Below are 20,477 nucleotides of genomic sequence, written 5' to 3'. Positions count from 1 at the left end.
TTAATTATGTTGCTTAAGCTCACTAAAAAGTTCAATGAACGGTTGCAAAATCCTTTCTATAAAAAGTTTGCTTTCTGGTTCATCGCGTATATTACTTATCAGTTTATTCAAAGTTTTCTCGCTGTTTCGTAAAAATAAATAGCTTTCTACTGCTTGCACACCAGACAAGACAGTCAAAATTCCTCCTATCACTAGACAAGCAGCTATAGCAGGTACGGTACCCACTGCAATTGCAGTTGCGATTAATGATAACCCAGCTAAGAATGTAACGGCTGAAACGCAAAACGCTATTTGATGTTTTTCTTTATTGTTAACCATAAATACCTCACAAAAACTATATTTTTAACATACCAGTGTTGTCATGTATTGTCAAGTTTTTAAAGAAGATTAAAAAATGCAACGCACATGTGCAAAAAACGCTAACTATGGATTAGCCAAGGAAGAAAGAGTAGGAAGAGGAAGGCTTTTTCTGTTTTAGGGAATATAAAATAAGCGTAGAAAAATATGAACTAGGTGTATAATTCACAGTGTAGTGGTGTCTCACTAATCCAATTATTTTTCTCCCGATCTAGCCTATCATCTAATATAGCCTGCCTTATTGATGCCATTAACTTATTCATAAAGAAAATATTATGAATGGTAACGAGCGTGTAAGCCAGGAGCTCTTTAGCTTTCAGTAAATGGTGTATATAAGCTCTTGAATGTTTTCTGCAGGTAAAACATAAACAGTCACTTTCAATTGGGTTGTTGTCCAGCTCAAATCGTTGATTCCGCAAATTAATATGCTCTTTGCACTTTGAAGAAATAGAATTTCTGTTTTTTACTTTAACAAGTGCGCCACCATGCCTTGCTAAGCGGGTTGGATGCACGCAATCAAACGTGTCAATTCCAAGCTCTACTCCGCGAAAGATGTCCACAATTCCACCAATACCAAGCAAATGAGTAGGCCTGTCTTTTTTCAGGTGGTCCATAGTGAAAGAAACTACATCATGCATCTGCTCTTTACTTTGACCAAGTGATCCACCTATTGCTTGACCAAAAAATGGCAAATCGTTGATAAAATCACAACTTTCTCTACGTAAATCTTGATACACTCCGCCTTGACTAATTCCATAAAGTGCCTGCTTGCCATTATTGTTTTTTTCAAATTCATTTAAAGAACGTTCAGCCCATCTGTGGCTCATGAGCATTGATTTTGCTGTGTATTCTTTGCTTACGTGAAATGGAGTGCATTCATCTAAAACTAGGATTAAATCTGCACCTAATTTCTGTTGAATTTGTACAGATTTTTCAGGAGTTAAGCAATAAATTTTACCATTAATGTAAGAACGAAAAATTGCCCCATCCTCATTAATTTTGATCAAAGTTTTTTGTTTTTTTCTTATTCCTTTTATCTCTTCCGAAACTGATCCGTGGCCTAAGCTAAATATCTGATATCCACCTGAGTCAGTTAGCATTGGCCCATTCCATCCTATCATCTTGCGCAAACCACCAAGTTTTGCAACAGTATTCTCTCCTGGTTGAAGCATTAGGTGATAGGTGTTGGAAAGTATGATTTGGGTACCAGCTTCACTTATTCTTTCAATATCTGCAGCTTTAATTGCAGCTTTTGTTGCGCAGAATATAAAAGCGGGGGTTTCTACGCTTCCATTTGGAGTTTTAATTGTTCCAACTCTTGCAGAACCTGATTGCTTGATTCTCTTGAATGAAAATTCTTCTTTCATCTATTTGCCTGAAAGTTCTGTTATGATGTTTTCTACTTTCTCAGGAGTAAGATTTTCATAGAAGTCATTATTGATCTGCACAACGGGAGCATTAACGCATGCACCTAGGCATTCAACTTCTTTTAAGGTGAACAAATTATCTTTAGTAGTCTCACCGATATTGATTCCAAGTTTTTTTTTAAAGGTATTTAAAACTTCTTCACTATTGCACAACCAGCAAGGAGTTGTTCTACAAATTTGTATTAGATATTTGCCTACTGGTTTTAAATTATACATGGTGTAAAAATTTGCCACTTCATATACACGAATATGTGGAATATGCAGCATATCAGCAACATAACGCATAGCAGATTCAGAAACCCATCCGCATTGCTCTTGAACCAGATATAGTAAAGGCATAACAGCACTACCTTCTCTACCTTTGGGATACATCTCTATAAACTTTCCCGCTTTCTTGAGGTTTTCTGATGTAAAACTAAACTGCTCTTCTTTTTCTATCATTCATGAGACTCGTGTAAACTTTAACAGATTATACCTGTAGAACCAATGATTGCAATTGTTGGTTTTTTGAGAAATAGCATAAAGCTTCTTAGCCCTCTTCAAGCTTATATTTACCTTTTAGTATAAAATATTATATTAATTTTTTAATTTTAGTTAAAATTTTCATTGACATTAACACACAGGAGTAATCATAATAGCATTTTATTAATATTTTAAATAAAATTATGTCTATATTAAGAAGATTACTCGGGATCAACTCAAATACACCGGAAATTAAAGAAGCGATAGGTTTTAATCCAACAAACGTAGAATTAATTGAGGGGAATGGAGTTGCTTACGGACTCAGCTATCAAGATAATGGTAATGGGAGCAGTAAAGTAAAATTACTTATTAGTCCATTATATCAATCAAAAACATACGAATGTGGTACAAATATCAGCGTAGCAAATGAATTCAAAGATCAATTATCTCTCACATTAATAGAAGATTCAGCTGAAATAGATAAAGTTGGAGTTATCTTTCCTGAAGAAGGAATTAGCGAAGAAGGAGAAAAATGCGTTAAAGGCTTATCTTTTAACACTTACGGAATTAAACAATCAGTTAATACTCCTTCAGTTGAACATTTAGATAAAAGAAAATTACAAAAGAATATTGATAATAATAGTCTTGCAAATGTGGGCAATAGTTACTTTCAACCAAGAGCAGTGAAAGTTGGTAATGGTGACGTAATTGTAATCGCCCATAACTTAAAGGATCAAACTTTAGTTTCTTGGTACTTAAAGTCAAGCGAGAGCGGAAAATTTAAGGTATTGACTGGAGAAAAAGGTGTTACAGAAAGAAAATTGTTCAATTTTGATAATCAGGGGCAATTGGCATTAAATGGAAACACGATGCTTTATTCGCAAGTGAGCAAAAGGATTACTAAGGAAAATCAAGAGGTGAGAAAAACACGTATTTTTAAATTTGATATGGCTAAAGTGATTCAGGGTCTGAAGGATGGAGTTAATGGCTTTTTACTTGGTAATCGAAAAGGTCAAATAGATAATAAAGCACTATCTCTTTCTAGAGAACATGAAATAAGCTTTTTGCAGTATGTTGAACAAACGGAAGGAAATGATCTAGTTGCTTTTCTTGAAAATGACCAATCAGCTAATGAGCAGAGGTTACATATAGCAACTCTACTTAAAAATGGATCAGTGTCAGATTTTCCTATCTATCAATTTACAGATCCTATAGAGCAATTATATATTAAAGGCAACGGTCAGGGTGGTTTTATCGTAACTGCGGTAAGTGGAGAAAATATTGTAACTTTTAATCAAAACGGCTCTGGAAAATCTTCTGAAGCAACAATAATACCGGCAAATAGCATCAAAACTCTCAGTGATTTTGTTAATATCATTAACGGTCGATTAACGCCAGATATTATTTCTAGTAGTACCGTGGCTCCTATAACTGTTGCAGAAACGGTTGTGACTTCTAAGAAAACGCCGACTGCTGCAATTACTAGCACAGCAGAAACCGACGCTGTGAAGACTACTAATACCAATTCCCATTACAGGGCAAACAGATGGACAATGATGGAAGAAAAGCCATACTGAAGTAAGTAAAATAGCGAGGTTTAAATGGCATTAAGATCAAAATTATTGGATGAAAAAGTAGTAGAATCAGCAAAAGAAATGCTGAAGAAAGTAAGGAATAATGCATATGTTTCAAAAAAACTAAATGCTGTAATTGCAGCAAAAAAGTACAGTATAACGGCTGTAGCAAAAATATATTGCATTTCAAGAAGCGCACTAACTTCGTGGGTAAAACTCTTGAAAATTGGCAGAGAAGAAAAACTGTTTGCTCCTTCACAACGTCGTAGAAAAACTAAATTAAATCAGGCTCAACTACAGCAAATTGAAGAGTGGATAGAAGAAAATCCTAATATCACCATTAAAGAAATGAGAATAAGAATCCAGGAAAAGTTCGGATTAAATATCAGCAAATCTACAGTACACCGCCATATGCAAAAGATGAAATTCTCATATATTACACCAAGACCAGTTCATAATGGACAAGATAAAAGCAAACAAGAGGAATTCAAAAAAAAATCTCAATGGAGCTATTAGCAAGTATCCAGAAAAAGAGCTATTTTTCTTTGATGAATCACGGTTTGGCACACATTCAAAAGTTGGACATGTGTGGTTTAAAAAGGGGATTAGAACACAGGTTAAAACAAAATTAGGTAGGCAAAATTTCTATCTCTATAGTGCAGTTAATCCTAGAAATGGAGAGAGTTCTAGCTTATTTGCACCAAATGTCAACACTGATTGCATGAACATATTTCTTGAGCAAATTTCGCAATATCTAGAAACACGAGAGGCTTTTCTCGTTATGGACTGTGCTAGTTGGCATAGGTCAAAAAATTTAAAGGTACCTAAAAATATCGACATTATATACCTACCTCCATACTCACCTGAGCTAAATCCTGTTGAGAGGCTTTGGTTATATATAAAACAGAACATTTTGCGCAATAAAATATACGATACAATTGCTCTACTTGAGGGTGCTTTGTGCAAATTTATTACTTCTCTTGCCAGCTCCACAATTAAACAACTCTGCAATGTTTCCTATTTGACTGGACAACAATGAGAATTGGTATAAATTTACAACGGAAGCCGTTGCACCTACTTCTACAATAAGTAAACCTTCAACGGAGTCAACGACAGTAGCAAAAACAACTACTACTTCACAAGCGACCACGTTTGCTACAACGTCAACTAGTGTGCCGATAGTAACTTCAGGGACTGAGACAAGTACTGTAAAACCTACAGCAGCGACTGGTGCGTCGACTTCTACGATGAGTAAACCTTCAACAGAGTCAACGACTCAAACAAGTACAGTAACAGTGAAGCCAACAACAGAAGCCGTTGCACCTACTTCTACAACGAATAAACCTTCAACAGAGTCAACGACTCAAACAAGCACAGTAACAGTGGAACCAACTGCGCCAACAACAAGCTCAGAGAAAACTACACAAACAGTATTTAGTATACCAAGTACTAGAACAAAAGAGTCAACAACTCCTATATTCACCACGACTTTACTTCCTCAGTCTACTTCTTCACCACAACCTACTCAACTTGCTATAGGGTCTAATAAGGCAGGAATGATAGGGGGATCTTTGGTTGGAGCAATAGGTATTGTTGGAATTATAGGATTCATAGCATATAGATATGTTAAGGGTCGTAATGCTGCTCCTGTATTAGAACTAACTGATTTGGGTTATAGAAGGCGATCATCTTCAAGTAGCGATGAAGAAATTTTTACCACTGGTAACAGAATGCGAACTATATATCAATCTGAAACAGTGCTAAATAGTATATCAGTAGAAAGTAGTAGTCGATCAAGAAGTAGCTCATCGTCTTCAAGCGGTGGACCAGGCTCTTGACTAACTGAAGCGGAGTCTAAAAGTGAAAAAAGCTTATCTTGGGATAGTGATGATGTGCCGGAATATCACCTTTAGCTATTTGTCTAAATGTTTTTAATATGTAGACTGTTAGGAAATTGTCTTTTGCTTTTGTGATTTTCATGTTAAAGTATAATTCCTAGGTCAAATAAGTAGCTGCTGTTGTGTGATAAACATAGCAGAGGAAAGTCCGGGCTCCAAGGAAAAATAGTGACGGGTAATGCCCGCCGGAGGTAACTCCAGTTATAGGGCTACAGAAAATTACCGCCTAAAATATTTTTAGGTAAGGGTGAAAAGGTGTGGTAAGAGCACACCATGGCAATGGCAACATTGGTAGTCGAGTAACCAACACTAGGAGCAAGATTAAATAGAAGTAGATTTTATGTTTTCCTCATATCTACTCGGGTAAATCGCATGCGGTAAATGGTAACATTTACTCCAGATAAATAGCTACATAAACAGAACTCGGCTTATATTTCACCTAGGCGTTCACATGATACGTGCGATATAAGCCATGCTATATTTAAATGTGTAGGCACTTCATGCGTTGTCCTTCACTTGTTCTGCTTGATAGCCATCACTACTTTCGCCTACATTAACATTAGAATATTCATCATCATCAATATACTCTTTCAGAACATACCCTCTGCCCCAAACGGTTTCTATGTGGCTTTTTCCATCATTTGCACTTTCAAGTTTCTTACGTAATTTGCACATAAAAACATCAACTATCTTGTTATCTGAAGGTTCATCTAAGCCATTGTAAAGATGATTTAAGAACATTTCTTTTGTTAATACTGTTCCTTTACGCAGTGCTAGCAATTCTATCATAGAATACTCTTTATTAGTAAGGTGAACCGTTTTACCTTTCACCTCAACAATCCTGTGATCAAAATTGATATTTATATTACCAATCTTTATCACCGATTCAGGATGGCCTTTAGTACGACGCACTATGGCCTTAATTCGAGCTAATAACTCACTTTTATGAAATGGTTTGGTTAAGTAATCATCGGCACCATACCCGAGTCCTTTAGCTTTGTGATTGACAGCGGATATACATGAAAGTATTAAGACAGGAACTTTGATTTTTGCACTTCTTAGTCTTAGCAATATATCATATCCGTCAATATCACCAGGCAAGTGTATATCTAAAATAACTAGGTCATAGTAATCTCCGTTTGAGGAAACCATATTATTGTTATAATCTTGTGCAGAAGTAACAACGTCACAGAAATGTCCATCAGAAGTTAAGGCGTTAACCACAGTCTTTGCACTTACTTGATCATCTTCAATTAATAATATACGCATATTTTACACCCCATAAATAGTTTATAATTTTAGTAATATATATAACTAAGGAAAGTAATAAATCAAATTTTTATTAACAAATGATCAAAATTACACTTATTAATTAATAGTAAATATATTGTTCCAAAGTTATATAAATAGATCTAAAATATAATAGACATACCATGATAGTAATAATATTTTTAGTAAATATTGAATTAAAGTTACTATTATTAAAAGAATACTTCGGTTAATAAATATTTAACTATTCTATATGTCTGTGTTATATTTTTAATTTACTTATCCTACTATTTTAAAGTATAAGTAATATTTTCAGGAATATTGTGTGGCAATATCAATTTTAGGTGCTGGTGCATGGGGTACAGCAATCGCAATTTCATTAGGTAGTAAGAAAGATGTGATTTTGTGGACTCGCAATGAAACTACATTTGAATCAATCAACGGGAAAAGAGAAAGTGACAAGCTACCCGGTTGTCGAATTTCTGATAATGTGTCAGTAAAATTGGCTATTGAAGACACAATTAATGCTTCAGTAACAATCCTCGCTGTTCCCACTCAGTCTCTGAGGAAGGTATGTCAGCAATTGCATAATTGTAATCTGAAAAAAGATGTAGCAATAATTTTAGCTTGTAAGGGAATAGAAAAGTCTACATTAAAATTACCTAGTGAAATAGTAAATGAAATTTTACCTAACAATCCTATTGCTATTTTTTCAGGTCCTAGCTTTGCTGTAGAAGTTGCAAGAAAATTACCCTATTCAATGGTTCTTGCATGCCAAAATAACACATTAGGTTCAAAGCTAGTATCAGAGCTGCAACAAGAAAATGTTAAATTGGAGTTTAGTAACGACATTATAGGAGTACAGATTTGTGCAGCGTTAAAGAACGTTTTTGCTATAGCGTGTGGGATTGTTCTAGGTAGTAAACTTGGGTTTAATGCTCATGCAGCATTGATTACGAAAAGTATGAGCGAAATTAAGGCTTTATACTCAGCAAAAATTGGTGACGGTAGTGTGGATATAAATACACTACTTGGGCCAGCATGTCTGGGTGACCTAATTATGACATGCACATCCTTGAATTCAAGAAACTTATCTTTTGGGTTTAAAATAGGTAATAGTGACAATGGCTTTAATGTTCAGCAGATTTTGTCAGAAGGCAAGTCAGTGATTGAAGGTTTTAGCACTGCTGAGTCCATATTTAATTTAGCAGGAAAGCTAAAGATAAAAATGCCTATATGTGAAGCGGTCTATAGATTATTGTATGAAAGCGCCTCTATAGAGGATACTATTTCTGTTCTTATAAGTTAATTTTGTATTTGGATATATTGTGAAATTTTTATATAAATTAATATCAACGTGGTGGCTGTCTGGAACAGTAAAAAAAATGCCAGGTACTGTGGGTAGTTTGGCTTCTTTTCCGCTTGTTCCTGTAATCCTGAGCAACAAAATTTTAGGTGCAGCAATTATTTCTTTTTTATTCTTAATTGGATTATGGTCTACAGGTAATTATATAAAACATTACAAGACTTCATGTGATCCAAAAGAGGTAGTAATCGACGAAGTGGTTGGTCAATTGCTGACGATACTTTTAGTTTCGATATTGTTAAGCCAAGAGATGAATTGTTCTTCATTGTTGTTGTGCTTTTTTTCTTTTAGGTTTTTTGATATAATAAAAACGTGGCCTATAAATTTAATCGATAAAAATACCAAAGGTCCTTTAGGTATTATGCTAGATGACGTTATAGCTGCAATTTTAGCCTGTGTTCTTATAGGAGCCTTTTATTGTTTATTGTTGGTGTATGCAGGATAAAAAAATTTATTATTCAAGCTTAATTGTTCAAAATCTAAAGGATTATATACTGTACACAGCGAATTTATCTGAGTGGGAAGTACACGATGAATTTGATAACATCATATTTACAATAAATGGTACCAGGGAGTCATTATTTAATTTTGTGTTCTGTGGAGATCAATGTACCGAGCTTTCTATACAAAAAACTCTAGATTATCTCAGAACAAGAGATATAGAAGCAACATGGGTAATAAATTCACATATGAAAATAAGAGATATTTTAGAAAAGTGTGAAATAAAACACGTTAGCACACCAAAAAAAGCTTTACTTAATATGAAAAATTACTTTTTACCTGCTGATGTTATTCCAAACTTGAGGTTAAATGCTGTGAATGGTAGCAACCTCTTAGAACAGTTAGATCTACACACTTCTAAAATTTTTTATCATGGCGTTGGAATTGTCAGCACATTTTTTCGCGGATTATCAAATTATGATGATAAGAACTCAAGATTAAGATTTTTTCTTGTAACACTAAATAATGAAATTATTGGGACATGCGGTCTTTATGTTCAAGATAGCGTAGCTGGTTTTTATAGTGATGGAGTTTTACCAATTTACAGGAATCGTGGAATAGGTACCCAAATGGTTTTAGAAAGAATAAAGATAGCTAAACAGCTTGAATGCAAATATATAGTAGCACATTGTATGAAATCTTCTGTGAACCTTTATAAGAGATTGTGCTTTCAAATGTTAGGCAATCTTTACTTATATACCTCTTCAGCATAATTCTGAGCGGTTACAAATTTTTACATTTGTTTTAAAAGTGCTATGTTTTTTTTGTATGAAGTGGTTTTAATATTGATTCTAATATTATTCTTTCTCTCTTATTCTAAATTAAAAATTAGTAATAAGATTAAGAACTTACAGCATCAAAATGTTATCATAAATAATTTAATTGATACTGTGAATGATGGGTTTTATATTTGGGATGCAAAAAAACGTATAGAAAAGTTCTCTCCCAATTTACTAATTTTGCTTAATACTGTTTTTTACTCATTTAATGAGTTTGTGAATTTTTTTGAGCAATCAGAAAGCTTAATCAAAAATTTTGTTGAGGCAAAGGAAATAAATAAATCTTTTACTCTAGATTTAAAGTCAAAAGACAGTGAGGTTTATTGCATATGTTACGGTAGAAGCATAATAGATGATTCTAACAATGTGATAGGTGTGCTGTTATGGATAAGGAATGTCTCAGACTGTAAGATAAAGGCTAACGGACTTGAGTTAGAAAATAGTAAGCTTACACAGGAAGTGGAGAGCTATAAAAACGTTTTCAACTCTTTACCATTTCCAATACTAAGATATAACAAGAGTAGAAAGGTGGAGTTTTATAACTTGTTTTATGATAAATATGTAGATGGTTCTAAGAAATTTGCTATTACCGGTAGCGCTCATAGCACAAAACCAGGAAGACATGTCATAACTTATAAGAACGAACCTAAGGTTTTCGATTTTGTTAAAATTCCAATACAAGGTTCTGGTAGCATAGTAATGTATGGGAAAGATGTTAGTGATGCAGAGAAATTATATACTGAATTAAACAGTTATTTAGCTACACAGAAAAATTTGCTTGAGAGGTTACCGGTTGCTATAGTAATATATAGTAAGAATCAAAAGCTAAAATTTTATAATAATGCTTTTATAAAAACCTTTCAATTTGACCCAAAATTTTTGGCATCTTACCCAACTTATCATGAAGTTATGCTTTACCTCTGCGAATCTAAAAAGCTTTTAGAAAAAGAGGATTTTCAAACTATTAGTAATCAAAGACATGAGTTGTTCAAAAAATTATTTGAATCGTATGATGATACGATGCATTTCACGAATGGAAAAGCGTTCAGGGTATTAACAATACCCTACGCTTCGGAAGGTTTGCTGTTCTCTTACGAAGAATGCAAAAGATAATACTTAAACTCCTTCTCTCTCTACCATGAGCTGTTTTACTTTCGCTATTGCTCTTGCTGGATTAAGTCCTTTAGGACAAGTTTTTGTGCAATTCATTATTGTATGGCAACGATACAACTTGAATGGGTCGTTTAAAACATCAAGTCTTTCACCTGTCTTATTATCACGGCTGTCAGCAATCCATCTGTAAGCTTGTAATAGTATTGCTGGTCCTAAAAATTTATCACTATTCCACCAGTAGCTTGGGCAACCAGTCGAACAGCAAGCACATAATATACAGTCGGACAAGCCATCTAATTTTTTTCTATCTTCAGAAGATTGAGAGTATTCTTTATTTGGTAGGGCAGGCTTATCTGCTTGTAACCAAGGTTTAATTGATTTGTATTGCTCATAAAATTGGCTCAAATCCGAGACTAGGTCCTTTATTACATACATGTGAGGTAATGGATATATTTTTACGTCACCTTTTATATCATGTATAGATCTAGTACATGCAAGAGTATTGGTTCCGTCAATATTCATGGCACAAGATCCACATATGCCTTCTCTACAAGAACGTCTGAAAGTTAAAGTCGAATCTATTTCATCCTTTATTTTTATTAATGCATCAAGTACCATAGGGCCACAACTATCCATATCAATAAAAAATGTGTCTATTCTAGGGTTTTTCTCGTCATCAGCAGACCAACGGTAAATTTGAAATCTTCTGATGTTTTTTGCTCTAGCAGGAATAGGATAAATTTTGCCCTTTTGATTAATTTTAGAATTCTTTGGCAAAGAAAACTGAACCATATCACTTACCTTTTATTGTTTATAGCTAAAACCCTTTGTAGATAACATATTTTATTATCATCTACTATATTTTTATTAAATTCCTTTTAAATCGCACACATATTGTAGCCAAGCGAAGCTAAAATCTCTCTTTCTAGATTTTTCATTATAATTTCTTCATCTTTTTTTTGGTGATCATAACCAAGTAAATGCAGTAATCCATGCACTAACATGTGTGCAATGTGAGCAAGAATGGGTATATAATACTCATGCGATTCTCTTTTTATTGTGTCTATTGAAATTGCTATGTCTCCTAAATCGCACTCATTAGACAATTGTTCATACGGAAATGATAGTACGTTAGTTGGCTTATCCATTTCTCTAAATTTTAAATTAAGTTGATGTAGCAAGTCATCATCAGCCAGAGCTATTGATATATTTGGTTTATAGTGGTCTATTTTTAATTCTTTTAGAGAAGCATTGATGACACCTAATACAAAATTTTTAGGATTTTCTATAATGCTGCACCATTTCTTGTCAAGAATATTTACTTCTAACATGAGTGACACATCAGTAAGGGTGTCATGCAAATAGCTGACACTGGAATCCAAAAAAGAAGAGTTATAGACCCTTGTGTCATGTACACAACTGTACGAATATTGTACACTAGAAGGATGTCATCCCAGTGCCTAGACACTGGGATCCAGGAATTTCGATTAGACATCAAGTTAGTGAATATAAAAGTAGCTAATCTTATATTAAAACACAACGGCTTTAATGTGGTTGCATTAAGGCTGGATTCCAGTGTCAAGCACTGGAATGACACCTTTGTGTTTGATGCAAAATCGGCTATAACGTTTAATGCACTGCCTTCGAGACAAATATTCATACAGCTGTGCGTTGTGTGCTGAGATGACATCATTTGGGAACTGAAATGACAGGTATTACACATCACTCATCCTTATTATTTCATTCCATTCAATTTCCGAAACTGGGGCAATTGATAAACGTGGTTGTTTTAATATAGTCATATTTTTCAAAAGTGGGTTTTGTTTTATATTATTTAACGTTACTTGGTTATTTAAAGGTTTCAAAAACTTTACATTCACTAATCCGAACTTGGGACCATTAACATGATAATACTCTTTAAATACTTCAACGATTCCAAGTATTGCTTTCTCTTTACCTGTATGATAAAAAAACGCAAGATCGCTTGCTTTCATAATTTTCATGTAATTTTGAGCTTGATAATTGCGCACACCATCCCACTCAACCACCTGATCCTTTTCCATTTTTTGCCATGAGTATTCACTTGGCTCTGACTTGAGTAGCCAAAATTGCATTATTTTTTTCTTCTTAAGTAAGCTGGTATATCATAGATATTGCTGCCCCACTTAGCTCCTTCGCTTACCTGTTCAGCTGGTTTTGTTTCCAGTGTTTTGTCTTGCGTACTTTCACTTTGACTATATGGCCACTTAAATTTCTCTTTCTCTGAGTCTTCGCTCTGACTTATAGGTGAAGTTTCTGATTTATTATTGCGACCATCAATGCCAGTTGCAAGAACAGAAACTCTAACTCTTCCCTCCATCGCTTGATCAAAAGTAGCACCAAATATTATATTTGCATTTTCATCTACTTCTTCACGCACTCTATTGGCTGCAGCATCAACTTCAAACAGAGTCATATCTCCGCCACCAGTAATGTTAATTAATATTCCTTGCGCACCTTTCATTGATACATTATCAAGCAATGGATTAGATATTGCAGCCTCTGCAGCGCTAATTGCTCTATCTTCTCCTTCTGCCTCTCCGGTGCCGATCATCGCTTTGCCCATCTCGCTCATTACTGTTTCTATATCAGCGAAGTCAAGATTGATAAGCCCTGGCATGACCATCAAGTCAGTTACTCCTCTGATGCCAATGTGCAGAACATTATCAGCAAGTTTAAATGCATCAGAAAATGTAGTTTTTTCATTTGCAATTCTAAATAAATTCTGATTTGGAATGACAATAAGTGTATCCACGTATTTTTGCAGTTCTTCAAGTCCAAGCTCTGCAATGCGCATACGGCGCACACCTTCAAAACCGAACGGTTTAGTTACAACTCCAACAGTCAATATCTTTTTTTCTTTTGGCGCTCTATCCTTAACTGCGGCTCTTGCTTCTCTGGCTGCTTTTGCAATTACCGGTGCTGCACCGGTTCCAGTACCACCGCCCATTCCTGCTGTGATGAAAAGCATATGACTATCTTTTATATGCTCCATAATCTCATCAATTGACTCTTCTGCTGCACCTTTGCCAACATCAGGCAAAGCACCAGCACCAAGCCCCTTAGTTAAATTAATGCCAAGCTGAATTTTTTTATCACATAACGACTTTTCTAGTGCTTGAGCATCGGTATTTGCGACAACAAAATTCACTCCTTGCAAATTAGATTGGATCATGTTATTCACAGCATTTCCACCAGCACCACCCACTCCCACAACGGTAATCCTTGGGTGTAATATAGGCAACTCCGGCAGACTAAGATCAATAGACATTTAAATTACTCAAATTTAGCGAATTCACTTGATAATAAGTTACCGCTTTTTTAATAATATGCAAATACTTTTCACTTCTATAGGCGTAAACAGTAAACGGGATTTACTTATTCTTAACATTTATACTAATAAGTGCCGTTAATTATAATAACTAGATTCTTAAATGACATCACTTAACCGATGCAAAAAATAGAAAATGTTTATAAAAAGGGACAGAAACCTATCCCTTTTTATTTTGTTGAAGATTATTGTACTTCCGGACTTTTCCCTTTCGATGCTTCAACTGCAACATCTTTTAATTTTGAGGCAACTTGATATGTTCCACAAACAGCAGCAACTGCAGCAATTGCCATTATGGCACCCGCAACTATCTGACCAGCAACACCTGTTCCGATAAATCCAGGTAATGAAGCAGCTATTGCTTGATTTGTTCCAACAAAGTAACTGGCAGTCTTAGCAAGAAACCCAGAAGCTTCTGCTGCACTAACAAAGCCTGCTTTCATATGCATCGCTGTAAAGACAACACTTGCAACTGCAAGCGGAAATAATGCTGTTCTCCCTTTATTATGCATAGCGTACTGACCAGCTCCACCAGCTCCACCAGGAATTCCCCAGTATTTTTCAGCTTGTATATATCCTTCTGAAATAGCATGAAAAATGCCATCCCCTTTTCCATACTTATAATTTGTTAATGCCATAACTCTACTCCTTAAATAGAATGTTAAAATTTCATTAAGGAAGCATATAGTAAAAAAAATTGCCTGTCAAGTAAACTAATTTTTTAATATACCTTTATTCTGTAATTGAGCGCTTCAGCAATGTGTGCTCTTTTTACTTCTTCACTTTTTGCAAGATCTGCAATAGTTCTTGCAACTTTTAATACGCGTGTGTAGCCTCGATTGGAAATGTAATTTTCTTTCAGTACGTATTTTAGCAATTCTAACCCTGCCTGATCTGGTTCAGTAAATTTATTAAATGCTTCACCGCTTACTTCTGAATTGCAACGAATATTTAATTCACTATAGCGCTCAGTTTGAACTTTTCTTGCTGCTATCACTCTTTCTCTTATGATTTTAGTACTTTCTCCCTCCACAGAGATTTCAGGAGAGAGTATGCTAACGTTTGGCATTTCAATGCATATGTCTATTCTATCAAGCAATGGGCCTGATATTTTGTTTTTGTAATCTGTGCCACACTTTGGAGCTTTGTTGCACGATCTGCTTGCATCACCTAAATAACCGCACCTGCAAGGGTTCATTGCAGCAATCAGTTGAAAATTTGCAGGGTAGGTTATGTGAGCATTTGCCCTTGCAACGGTAACTTTTCTATCTTCAAGTGGTTGGCGCAGAGAATCAAGCACAAGTCTTGGAAATTCTGGCAACTCATCAAGGAATAACACGCCATTGTGAGCCATGGTAATTTCTCCAGGTTTTGCATTCTTTCCTCCCCCTATCATCGCTGGCATAGAGCATGAATGATGAGGTTCACGAAAGGGACGAGTTACTTTGAATATTTCATTACCAGTTTTTGTTATGCTGGAAATAATATTAACATCAATCATCTCCTGTTCGGTTAAATCAGGCAGCAATCCTATAAAGCGCTTAGCAAGCATTGATTTTCCAGTACCAGGAGGGCCAACAAGAAGCATATTATGCCCACCTGCTGCTGCAATTTCAGCTGCTCTTTTTGCAACAACTTGGCCTTTGATATCCTTCATATCGGGAACCAATCTTTTTTCTTTGGGTGCATCACTATAATTAAAAATTACTGGCTGAATTAATTGCTCACCCTTAAAGGGTCTGATAATATCAGTTAATTTCTCTATAGCCAGAATTGAAACATTCTTCACCCATACAGCTTCTACACCATTTCCTCTCGGGCAAATTACTCCTTTATTGTCCTTTTTTGCATTAATTGCTGTTGGCAGCACTCCTGAAACTGGAATAACTCTGCCATCAAGGGCAAGCTCACCCATAATGATATAAGACTGAACTTTTTCAACTGGTATCACATTCATTACAACAAGTAGTCCAATAGCAATAGCCAAGTCATAATGACTGCCTTCTTTCAGCAAATCCGCAGGGGAGAGATTAACTGTAATTCTTTTTGGAGGTAGTAGTAGATTGATTGAATTTAACGCTGCTCTGATGCGCTCTCTGGATTCTGCAACAGTTTTATCCGGCAAGCCAACAATATTGACTGCTAGTACAACATTGCATAATTCTATTATGGCTATTTTGATCAAAATTTGCAAGACTTTTTATGCGAAATACTATGTATAAGTGGTTGTGGTTGATTTCAATTTGATGAATTAACATTCTAATAATATTTTGCTTAGTCTGCCAATCTACTTGATCAAGCTTTGATTCAACACTTGAGGAAAAGTTTTTCAAGCTATCTGTAACAAGGCTCAATTCTTGTTGTAACTTCTTTTGATCGAGTGTTCTTTCTTTCTCTTCTTCAATTTCTTTCAAATGTTGTTTCATTGTTGTAATTCTTGGCTCAAATTCTTCTTGGCTTATAAACCCTTTGGCATAGCTATCAATAAATTTTTTGATACTTAATCTTAACTTACTTTCTTGCTTTTCACGTGTTTGATTATGTAAAGGTTTTTTGTTCTCTGACAATCTACGTTGATATTCATTTGCAATCCTATCTGGCTCTTTTAATATACTCTTAACTTCCTCCCATACGACTGTATCGAGTACATCAGTGCGTATTGATTTATTATCGCAGATTTTATTGCCATTAAATTTGCTAGAGTTTGTACCAGAGCAACGATAGTAATAATATGTCGACTTTTTATGAACGTGGTTTGTACCACAATAAGTATATTGACAACGTTGGCATACCATTAAACCTTGTAATAAATATGTTTCTCTTCTTTGCCGTACTCTTGCTCTTTGTCTATTTTCAGCTAATTGTGTTTGCACTGAATCAAATAAATTTTCATTGATTATTTTTGGTACTGGAATATAAGTCCAATTCTCTTTATCACTATTAAAGCGACCACTTTTAAGTTTACCACAAGTTCCTTTTTTTGATTTTTTTACTTGTGGTTTTGAGCATGTCCTAGTTTTACCATAAGCTGCTTGTCCTATATAAGCAGGATTTTTTAACATGTTCCAAATAGTGCTCCTTTTCCAATACCTTTTTCCTGTTCGTGTTATTACCGGTATCTTATTCAGTTCATGTACAACTTCTCCTATACTTGCTCTTTCTTGGCCAACCAGACTAAATATTTTACGCACTATATTTGCCTCTTCTTCATCAACCTCGAATTGAGCACTTCCTTCACCTACATGTTTTGCTATGTAGCGATAACCGTAAGGCGCCCTACCCATCACACTTATACACCCAGCTTTGGCCGCATGAAGTTTACCTCTACGGTTTCGTTCCATAATCTTTGCACGTTCATACTCTGCTATTGCTCCCTGAATCTGTAGAAATAAATGGGAATCAGGATTATCATCAAACTTATGATTCAAAAATACTATTTCAGATCCAGCCTTTTTAAACTCTTCGAGTAAGATCATTTGATATGAAAATTTACGTGATAGCCGATCAGGTGAATGAATATATATCTTATCAATCTTACCTTCTGCTACTCTATCACGTAAATTTTCTAAGCCAGGACGTTCTAAATTTGATCCACTATAACCATTATCGACAAACCTGTGCTCATCTAATAACTCATGTCCATCACTACTAATGCGGCGCTCCAACTCTACAATCTGACTCTCTATCGTATTCTCCTGTGCCTGTTGTCTTGATGAAACTCTTGCATACAAGCTTACCGTTGTCATTTTCTTCTACCTCCTTTGTTTTACATTTCAATAATTGTTCATAAGCATTTGCCAAATATGTACCCGCCAACCTGTGAGGTTCATAACGGCAATAAATAGTTAAATCCCCTTTTTGCATGTTTTTCTTCCTGTGAATTTTCTAATAGGTTGGGAGAATTCTTATCACCAGCTAAAAGAAAACTTTTACCATTTTAAACTAAACCAATGGATACCTTATTCAAGGTAGCTGTCTAGTTCACACAAATTCTCCCTAATAAATATACAAGATTTGAAAAAATTATGTCCAAAAAATCTTTGCTTAAATTATCATATTATGTATGATATAGCTTATTTAAAGTATCATGAATGTTTATCCAAGTAATGAATTCTGGGAGAGTGATTTAGAAGTTCCTGTTAACCTTTTACTAGAACGCTTTCAGGATTCTAATGTACGTCAATCTTGGTTAGATTCCCTTTCTGGTAAACAACTTAGCATCATTTTTCAGCATTGCTTTAAAAATCATTTAAATGGGCAGCTTTTTCAGGACGGAGATTATGACGATAGATCCACTCAACAAAAACGTAAGATACTTACCAGTTACTCTGACTCTCTTTTTGACTATTATCTCATTAGCTACTTTGATCGTACGAAACTTGAGGCTACGGTCAGTGAAGTGGCAAGATTTGCTCTGACTGAGAAGTTAATGAGATCGTACCTGGTAAAAAACAATACTAAGTATGATAAAAGATCCTTATTGTTTTTACTATTTCACATAAATTGTGAACTTCTAAAATCTGTCTATCACTTTGATAAAGTACAAAAGAAAGGTTTCGTATCATTTGCTCTACAGAAATCACCAAGACAAATAAACACTTCATTTAAGGAATTTATGTCACAAGAAGCTGTAGAACAGATACTTAAGGATGATGACCAGTTGCAGGGTTTTTTCCATCACCAAGATCGAATATATATGTTTGTACGTCGAGGAAGTGACATGGATTTACTGCTTAATTCAAACAAAGTTGTTCATGGTCATAAACCTGAGTGGATGATTTTAGATTTCTCTCTTGATGGCACTCAGGTTAATCTCTGTGCTAAAAATACTAACAAGGCTGTGGAAATAGCAAATAGCATTGTAAGTGGGTATTTTGACTGCGAATGTACTTTTGTAAATATACAAGATAAGAACTTTCCACTACAAGTGCACAAATTTCTTCAAGCATGTATAGAGGGTTCTGACCCTAATATTTGTATATTTGAGTTAAATTTTAAGTCAGATTATTTTAAAAATAGTAATACATATCTTACTTTAAGTGTAAAGCCGTATGATCCTATTACACCAGAGTTACATATTTTAAAGCCATCTGTTGGCAATATACTACAATCTATTCAATCAGCTAAAGTAATGTTCCAAAACAAAAAGGTAACATTTTCTTTCAAAGCAAGTGGAGAAGTTTATTATTCAGAGCATCCACTCAATAAAAAAGAAAGAGAGGACCTGAAAAAACATATGGAACAATCTTATGGTCTTAAAATCCTTTCACGAGCAAATTGCTGATCTTTTAAGTTTGAATAATTCCTGGATCAATCCAAGTCAAAATCATATTAAAGCAGCAAGATACTTATTTGATCTTGGATTGATAAAAATGCAAGAAAGGTGCTATATTGTTTGTTCTCGTGAAGAAGATCATCTTGATTGGCCGAATGTAATTGATCCAAGTTGTAGCAATGAGATTTTTATTGATCCAGACTTTGATGAAGCATGTGATGACGCTATTTGTGAAAACTGTTCTCGTCATATTCTGCCTAATACTTATCAAAAACAGAGATTTCATCTCTTATCCATATACTTAAATATAGAGAAAATCATAGACTGGTTTGAAACAAAGTTGAATGATTCAAGACTTATGTGGGAAAAAGTGGAAAAAGGAGTTTATTATATTTGTAATCAAGGTCGTATTGTAAATCTAATAATCCTTGATTTTTGTACTGATGCGATATTTTTAACTATAGATAAACTTAGAGTCCATCCGACGGTTCTCATCACTCTAAAAAAAGATATACCAAATCTATTGCTGAATCTATATGTAGTGCCAATGGTGAAACTGTTTTGTCAGCTTAAGACTGTAACTGAGATATTCCAAGAGGCAGATAAAAGAGGAGTACCAGAGGTGGTAGAAAATACTTCTTTGCAAGTTTTACCAGCTTCATATATTTCGCTTAAACGTGTTGAACCAATTATACCAACAAAACTTTTGGAGTTACAAGTAGTTAAAGGTATGGTATATGTTAATAGTATTGAAGTTATAAATAAAAAAGCTGCATCATGCCTTAATATTTTTCGAATATTGTTCAAGCAATTTTTACATGACTGTGAGAAAGAATTACCACCGGAAAAACATACACTTCTCAATATTAATCAGTTAGAAAAACTCTTGGGACTTAGTTTAGAAGCAGATTTAGAACATCAAATCAGAAAACCATTAAATAAAATGCAAAGAACAATCAAAACTACACTTGCTGAGAGATTAGGATTAAGTATTGAACGTGATGATGTAATACAAACTCTTGGTTGGCAAAGATCATCACATGGTTATCGTATTAACCCTTTTACTTTGACTATAAAAAAATAGAA

20 protein-coding genes, 1 other RNA gene and 1 pseudogene are annotated in these 20,477 nt (G+C 34.6%); 11 read left to right on the top strand and 11 right to left on the bottom strand.

What is annotated here, in order from left to right; genetic code table 11:
- From AACH21_RS06460 to nuoE, 3 genes are all read right to left on the bottom strand, one after another.
- Positions 1 to 318 (bottom strand): hypothetical protein, encoded by a 318-nt coding sequence (locus AACH21_RS06460; RefSeq protein ID WP_010082444.1) that lies wholly within the window; start codon positions 316 to 318, stop codon positions 1 to 3.
- A 191-nt stretch (positions 319 to 509) separates the two neighbouring features.
- Positions 510 to 1,724, bottom strand: a complete 1,215-nt coding sequence (gene tgt, locus AACH21_RS06455) for a tRNA guanosine(34) transglycosylase Tgt (RefSeq protein WP_010082445.1) — start codon at positions 1,722 to 1,724, stop codon at positions 510 to 512.
- Positions 1,725 to 2,225 (bottom strand): NADH-quinone oxidoreductase subunit NuoE, encoded by a 501-nt coding sequence (nuoE, locus tag AACH21_RS06450; protein ID WP_010962799.1) that lies wholly within the window; start codon positions 2,223 to 2,225, stop codon positions 1,725 to 1,727.
- A gap of 224 nt (positions 2,226 to 2,449) precedes the next feature.
- Between nuoE and AACH21_RS06445 the strand changes: the two are divergent.
- The 4 genes and pseudogenes from AACH21_RS06445 to rnpB all read left to right on the top strand — a co-directional run.
- Positions 2,450 to 3,763 (top strand): annotated as a pseudogene (locus tag AACH21_RS06445) (hypothetical protein); the annotation flags it as partial.
- Between the two features lie 84 nt (positions 3,764 to 3,847).
- Positions 3,848 to 4,859 (top strand): IS630 family transposase gene (locus AACH21_RS06440; protein ID WP_338482214.1). Its coding sequence is split into 2 segments (ribosomal slippage): positions 3,848 to 4,309 and positions 4,311 to 4,859, totalling 1,011 coding nucleotides; the frame shifts between segments, so codons are not numbered across the junction.
- Between the two features lie 208 nt (positions 4,860 to 5,067).
- Positions 5,068 to 5,658 carry a hypothetical protein gene (locus AACH21_RS06435; RefSeq protein WP_231115819.1) on the top strand — a complete coding sequence of 197 codons (591 nt, stop codon included), beginning with the start codon at positions 5,068 to 5,070 and terminating at the stop codon, positions 5,656 to 5,658.
- 157 nt (positions 5,659 to 5,815) lie between these two features.
- Positions 5,816 to 6,165, top strand: an RNA gene (gene rnpB / locus AACH21_RS06430) — RNase P RNA component class A.
- Positions 6,166 to 6,216: 51 nt separating this feature from the next.
- Here the strand turns inward: rnpB and AACH21_RS06425 are convergent.
- Positions 6,217 to 6,987 carry a response regulator transcription factor gene (locus AACH21_RS06425; RefSeq protein ID WP_006280099.1) on the bottom strand — a complete coding sequence of 257 codons (771 nt, stop codon included), beginning with the start codon at positions 6,985 to 6,987 and terminating at the stop codon, positions 6,217 to 6,219.
- 325 nt (positions 6,988 to 7,312) lie between these two features.
- On the opposite strand from AACH21_RS06425, the gene AACH21_RS06420 reads away from it, so the two are divergent.
- Genes AACH21_RS06420 through AACH21_RS06405 form a run of 4 tightly spaced genes read left to right on the top strand, consistent with a single transcriptional unit; the run spans position 7,313 to position 10,746 of the window.
- Positions 7,313 to 8,296, top strand: a complete 984-nt coding sequence (locus AACH21_RS06420; RefSeq protein WP_006280098.1) for an NAD(P)H-dependent glycerol-3-phosphate dehydrogenase — start codon at positions 7,313 to 7,315, stop codon at positions 8,294 to 8,296.
- A gap of 19 nt (positions 8,297 to 8,315) precedes the next feature.
- Positions 8,316 to 8,798, top strand: a complete 483-nt coding sequence (locus tag AACH21_RS06415; RefSeq protein ID WP_006279290.1) for a phosphatidylglycerophosphatase A — start codon at positions 8,316 to 8,318, stop codon at positions 8,796 to 8,798.
- Positions 8,788 to 9,567 carry a GNAT family N-acetyltransferase gene (locus AACH21_RS06410; RefSeq protein WP_338482484.1) on the top strand — a complete coding sequence of 260 codons (780 nt, stop codon included), beginning with the start codon at positions 8,788 to 8,790 and terminating at the stop codon, positions 9,565 to 9,567. Before AACH21_RS06415 ends, AACH21_RS06410 begins: the two co-directional genes overlap by 11 nt.
- A 42-nt stretch (positions 9,568 to 9,609) precedes the next feature.
- The gene (locus AACH21_RS06405) at positions 9,610 to 10,746 is read left to right on the top strand and encodes a hypothetical protein (RefSeq protein WP_236514561.1); all 1,137 of its coding nucleotides are present in this window, start codon (positions 9,610 to 9,612) and stop codon (positions 10,744 to 10,746) included.
- Positions 10,747 to 10,749: 3 nt separating this feature from the next.
- On the opposite strand, the gene AACH21_RS06400 is transcribed toward AACH21_RS06405, so the two are convergent.
- Positions 10,750 to 11,538 carry a succinate dehydrogenase iron-sulfur subunit gene (locus AACH21_RS06400; RefSeq protein ID WP_010082472.1) on the bottom strand — a complete coding sequence of 263 codons (789 nt, stop codon included), beginning with the start codon at positions 11,536 to 11,538 and terminating at the stop codon, positions 10,750 to 10,752.
- Positions 11,539 to 11,624: 86 nt separating this feature from the next.
- Entirely contained in the window at positions 11,625 to 12,077 is a 453-nt protein-coding gene (gene ybeY / locus AACH21_RS06395; protein WP_010082473.1) for an rRNA maturation RNase YbeY, read from the bottom strand.
- A gap of 24 nt (positions 12,078 to 12,101) precedes the next feature.
- On the opposite strand from ybeY, the gene AACH21_RS06390 reads away from it, so the two are divergent.
- Positions 12,102 to 12,428: a hypothetical protein gene (locus tag AACH21_RS06390; RefSeq protein ID WP_236514572.1), complete on the top strand. Its 327-nt coding sequence runs from the start codon at positions 12,102 to 12,104 to the stop codon at positions 12,426 to 12,428.
- A 33-nt stretch (positions 12,429 to 12,461) separates the two neighbouring features.
- Here AACH21_RS06390 and AACH21_RS06385 read toward each other — a convergent pair whose 3' ends face one another.
- The 5 genes from AACH21_RS06385 to AACH21_RS06365 form a co-directional block, all read right to left on the bottom strand.
- On the bottom strand, positions 12,462 to 12,860 hold the full coding sequence (locus tag AACH21_RS06385; RefSeq protein WP_338482483.1) for an EVE domain-containing protein: 399 nt from the start codon (positions 12,858 to 12,860) through the stop codon (positions 12,462 to 12,464).
- On the bottom strand, positions 12,860 to 14,056 hold the full coding sequence (gene ftsZ, locus AACH21_RS06380; RefSeq protein WP_010962790.1) for a cell division protein FtsZ: 1,197 nt from the start codon (positions 14,054 to 14,056) through the stop codon (positions 12,860 to 12,862). Before ftsZ ends, AACH21_RS06385 begins: the two co-directional genes overlap by 1 nt.
- Positions 14,057 to 14,301: 245 nt before the next feature.
- Complete coding sequence (locus AACH21_RS06375) at positions 14,302 to 14,754, bottom strand: hypothetical protein (protein ID WP_338482482.1); 453 nt, start codon at positions 14,752 to 14,754, stop codon at positions 14,302 to 14,304.
- Between the two features lie 83 nt (positions 14,755 to 14,837).
- A complete protein-coding gene (locus AACH21_RS06370) occupies positions 14,838 to 16,301 on the bottom strand; it encodes a YifB family Mg chelatase-like AAA ATPase (protein WP_338482481.1) in 1,464 nt (487 codons plus the stop codon).
- On the bottom strand, positions 16,231 to 17,862 hold the full coding sequence (locus tag AACH21_RS06365; protein ID WP_338482480.1) for a recombinase family protein: 1,632 nt from the start codon (positions 17,860 to 17,862) through the stop codon (positions 16,231 to 16,233). Before AACH21_RS06365 ends, AACH21_RS06370 begins: the two co-directional genes overlap by 71 nt.
- Positions 17,863 to 18,203: 341 nt before the next feature.
- Here AACH21_RS06365 and AACH21_RS06360 point away from each other — a divergent pair, with 341 nt between their 5' ends.
- Both AACH21_RS06360 and AACH21_RS06355 read left to right on the top strand, forming a co-directional pair.
- Complete coding sequence (locus AACH21_RS06360) at positions 18,204 to 19,400, top strand: hypothetical protein (RefSeq protein ID WP_262986322.1); 1,197 nt, start codon at positions 18,204 to 18,206, stop codon at positions 19,398 to 19,400.
- Complete coding sequence (locus AACH21_RS06355) at positions 19,366 to 20,475, top strand: hypothetical protein (protein ID WP_338482479.1); 1,110 nt, start codon at positions 19,366 to 19,368, stop codon at positions 20,473 to 20,475. Before AACH21_RS06360 ends, AACH21_RS06355 begins: the two co-directional genes overlap by 35 nt.
- Positions 20,476 to 20,477: the final 2 nt, after the last annotated feature.

It is taken from the genome of Wolbachia endosymbiont (group A) of Ophion costatus, assembly GCF_963969245.1.
GTDB lineage: Bacteria > Pseudomonadota > Alphaproteobacteria > Rickettsiales > Anaplasmataceae > Wolbachia > Wolbachia pipientis.
This window is presented reverse-complemented; position numbering and strand designations above follow the sequence as displayed.

Bases quoted from the DNA above. Each gene is read 5' to 3' on its own strand.
- nuoE (WP_010962799.1), bottom strand. From the start codon at position 2,225: ATGATAGAAAAAGAAGAGCAGTTTAGTTTTACATCAGAAAACCTCAAG.
- AACH21_RS06385 (WP_338482483.1), bottom strand. From the start codon at position 12,860: ATGCAATTTTGGCTACTCAAGTCAGAGCCAAGTGAATACTCATGGCAA.
- AACH21_RS06375 (WP_338482482.1), bottom strand. From the start codon at position 14,754: ATGGCATTAACAAATTATAAGTATGGAAAAGGGGATGGCATTTTTCAT.
- AACH21_RS06400 (WP_010082472.1), bottom strand. From the start codon at position 11,538: ATGGTTCAGTTTTCTTTGCCAAAGAATTCTAAAATTAATCAAAAGGGC.
- AACH21_RS06460 (WP_010082444.1), bottom strand. From the start codon at position 318: ATGGTTAACAATAAAGAAAAACATCAAATAGCGTTTTGCGTTTCAGCC.
- AACH21_RS06390 (WP_236514572.1), top strand. From the start codon at position 12,102: ATGCAAATAGCTGACACTGGAATCCAAAAAAGAAGAGTTATAGACCCT.
- AACH21_RS06365 (WP_338482480.1), bottom strand. From the start codon at position 17,862: ATGACAACGGTAAGCTTGTATGCAAGAGTTTCATCAAGACAACAGGCA.
- AACH21_RS06360 (WP_262986322.1), top strand. From the start codon at position 18,204: ATGAATGTTTATCCAAGTAATGAATTCTGGGAGAGTGATTTAGAAGTT.
- AACH21_RS06435 (WP_231115819.1), top strand. From the start codon at position 5,068: ATGAGTAAACCTTCAACAGAGTCAACGACTCAAACAAGTACAGTAACA.
- AACH21_RS06405 (WP_236514561.1), top strand. From the start codon at position 9,610: ATGTTTTTTTTGTATGAAGTGGTTTTAATATTGATTCTAATATTATTC.
- AACH21_RS06355 (WP_338482479.1), top strand. From the start codon at position 19,366: ATGGTCTTAAAATCCTTTCACGAGCAAATTGCTGATCTTTTAAGTTTG.
- AACH21_RS06425 (WP_006280099.1), bottom strand. From the start codon at position 6,987: ATGCGTATATTATTAATTGAAGATGATCAAGTAAGTGCAAAGACTGTG.
- ftsZ (WP_010962790.1), bottom strand. From the start codon at position 14,056: ATGTCTATTGATCTTAGTCTGCCGGAGTTGCCTATATTACACCCAAGG.
- AACH21_RS06410 (WP_338482484.1), top strand. From the start codon at position 8,788: ATGCAGGATAAAAAAATTTATTATTCAAGCTTAATTGTTCAAAATCTA.
- tgt (WP_010082445.1), bottom strand. From the start codon at position 1,724: ATGAAAGAAGAATTTTCATTCAAGAGAATCAAGCAATCAGGTTCTGCA.
- ybeY (WP_010082473.1), bottom strand. From the start codon at position 12,077: ATGTTAGAAGTAAATATTCTTGACAAGAAATGGTGCAGCATTATAGAA.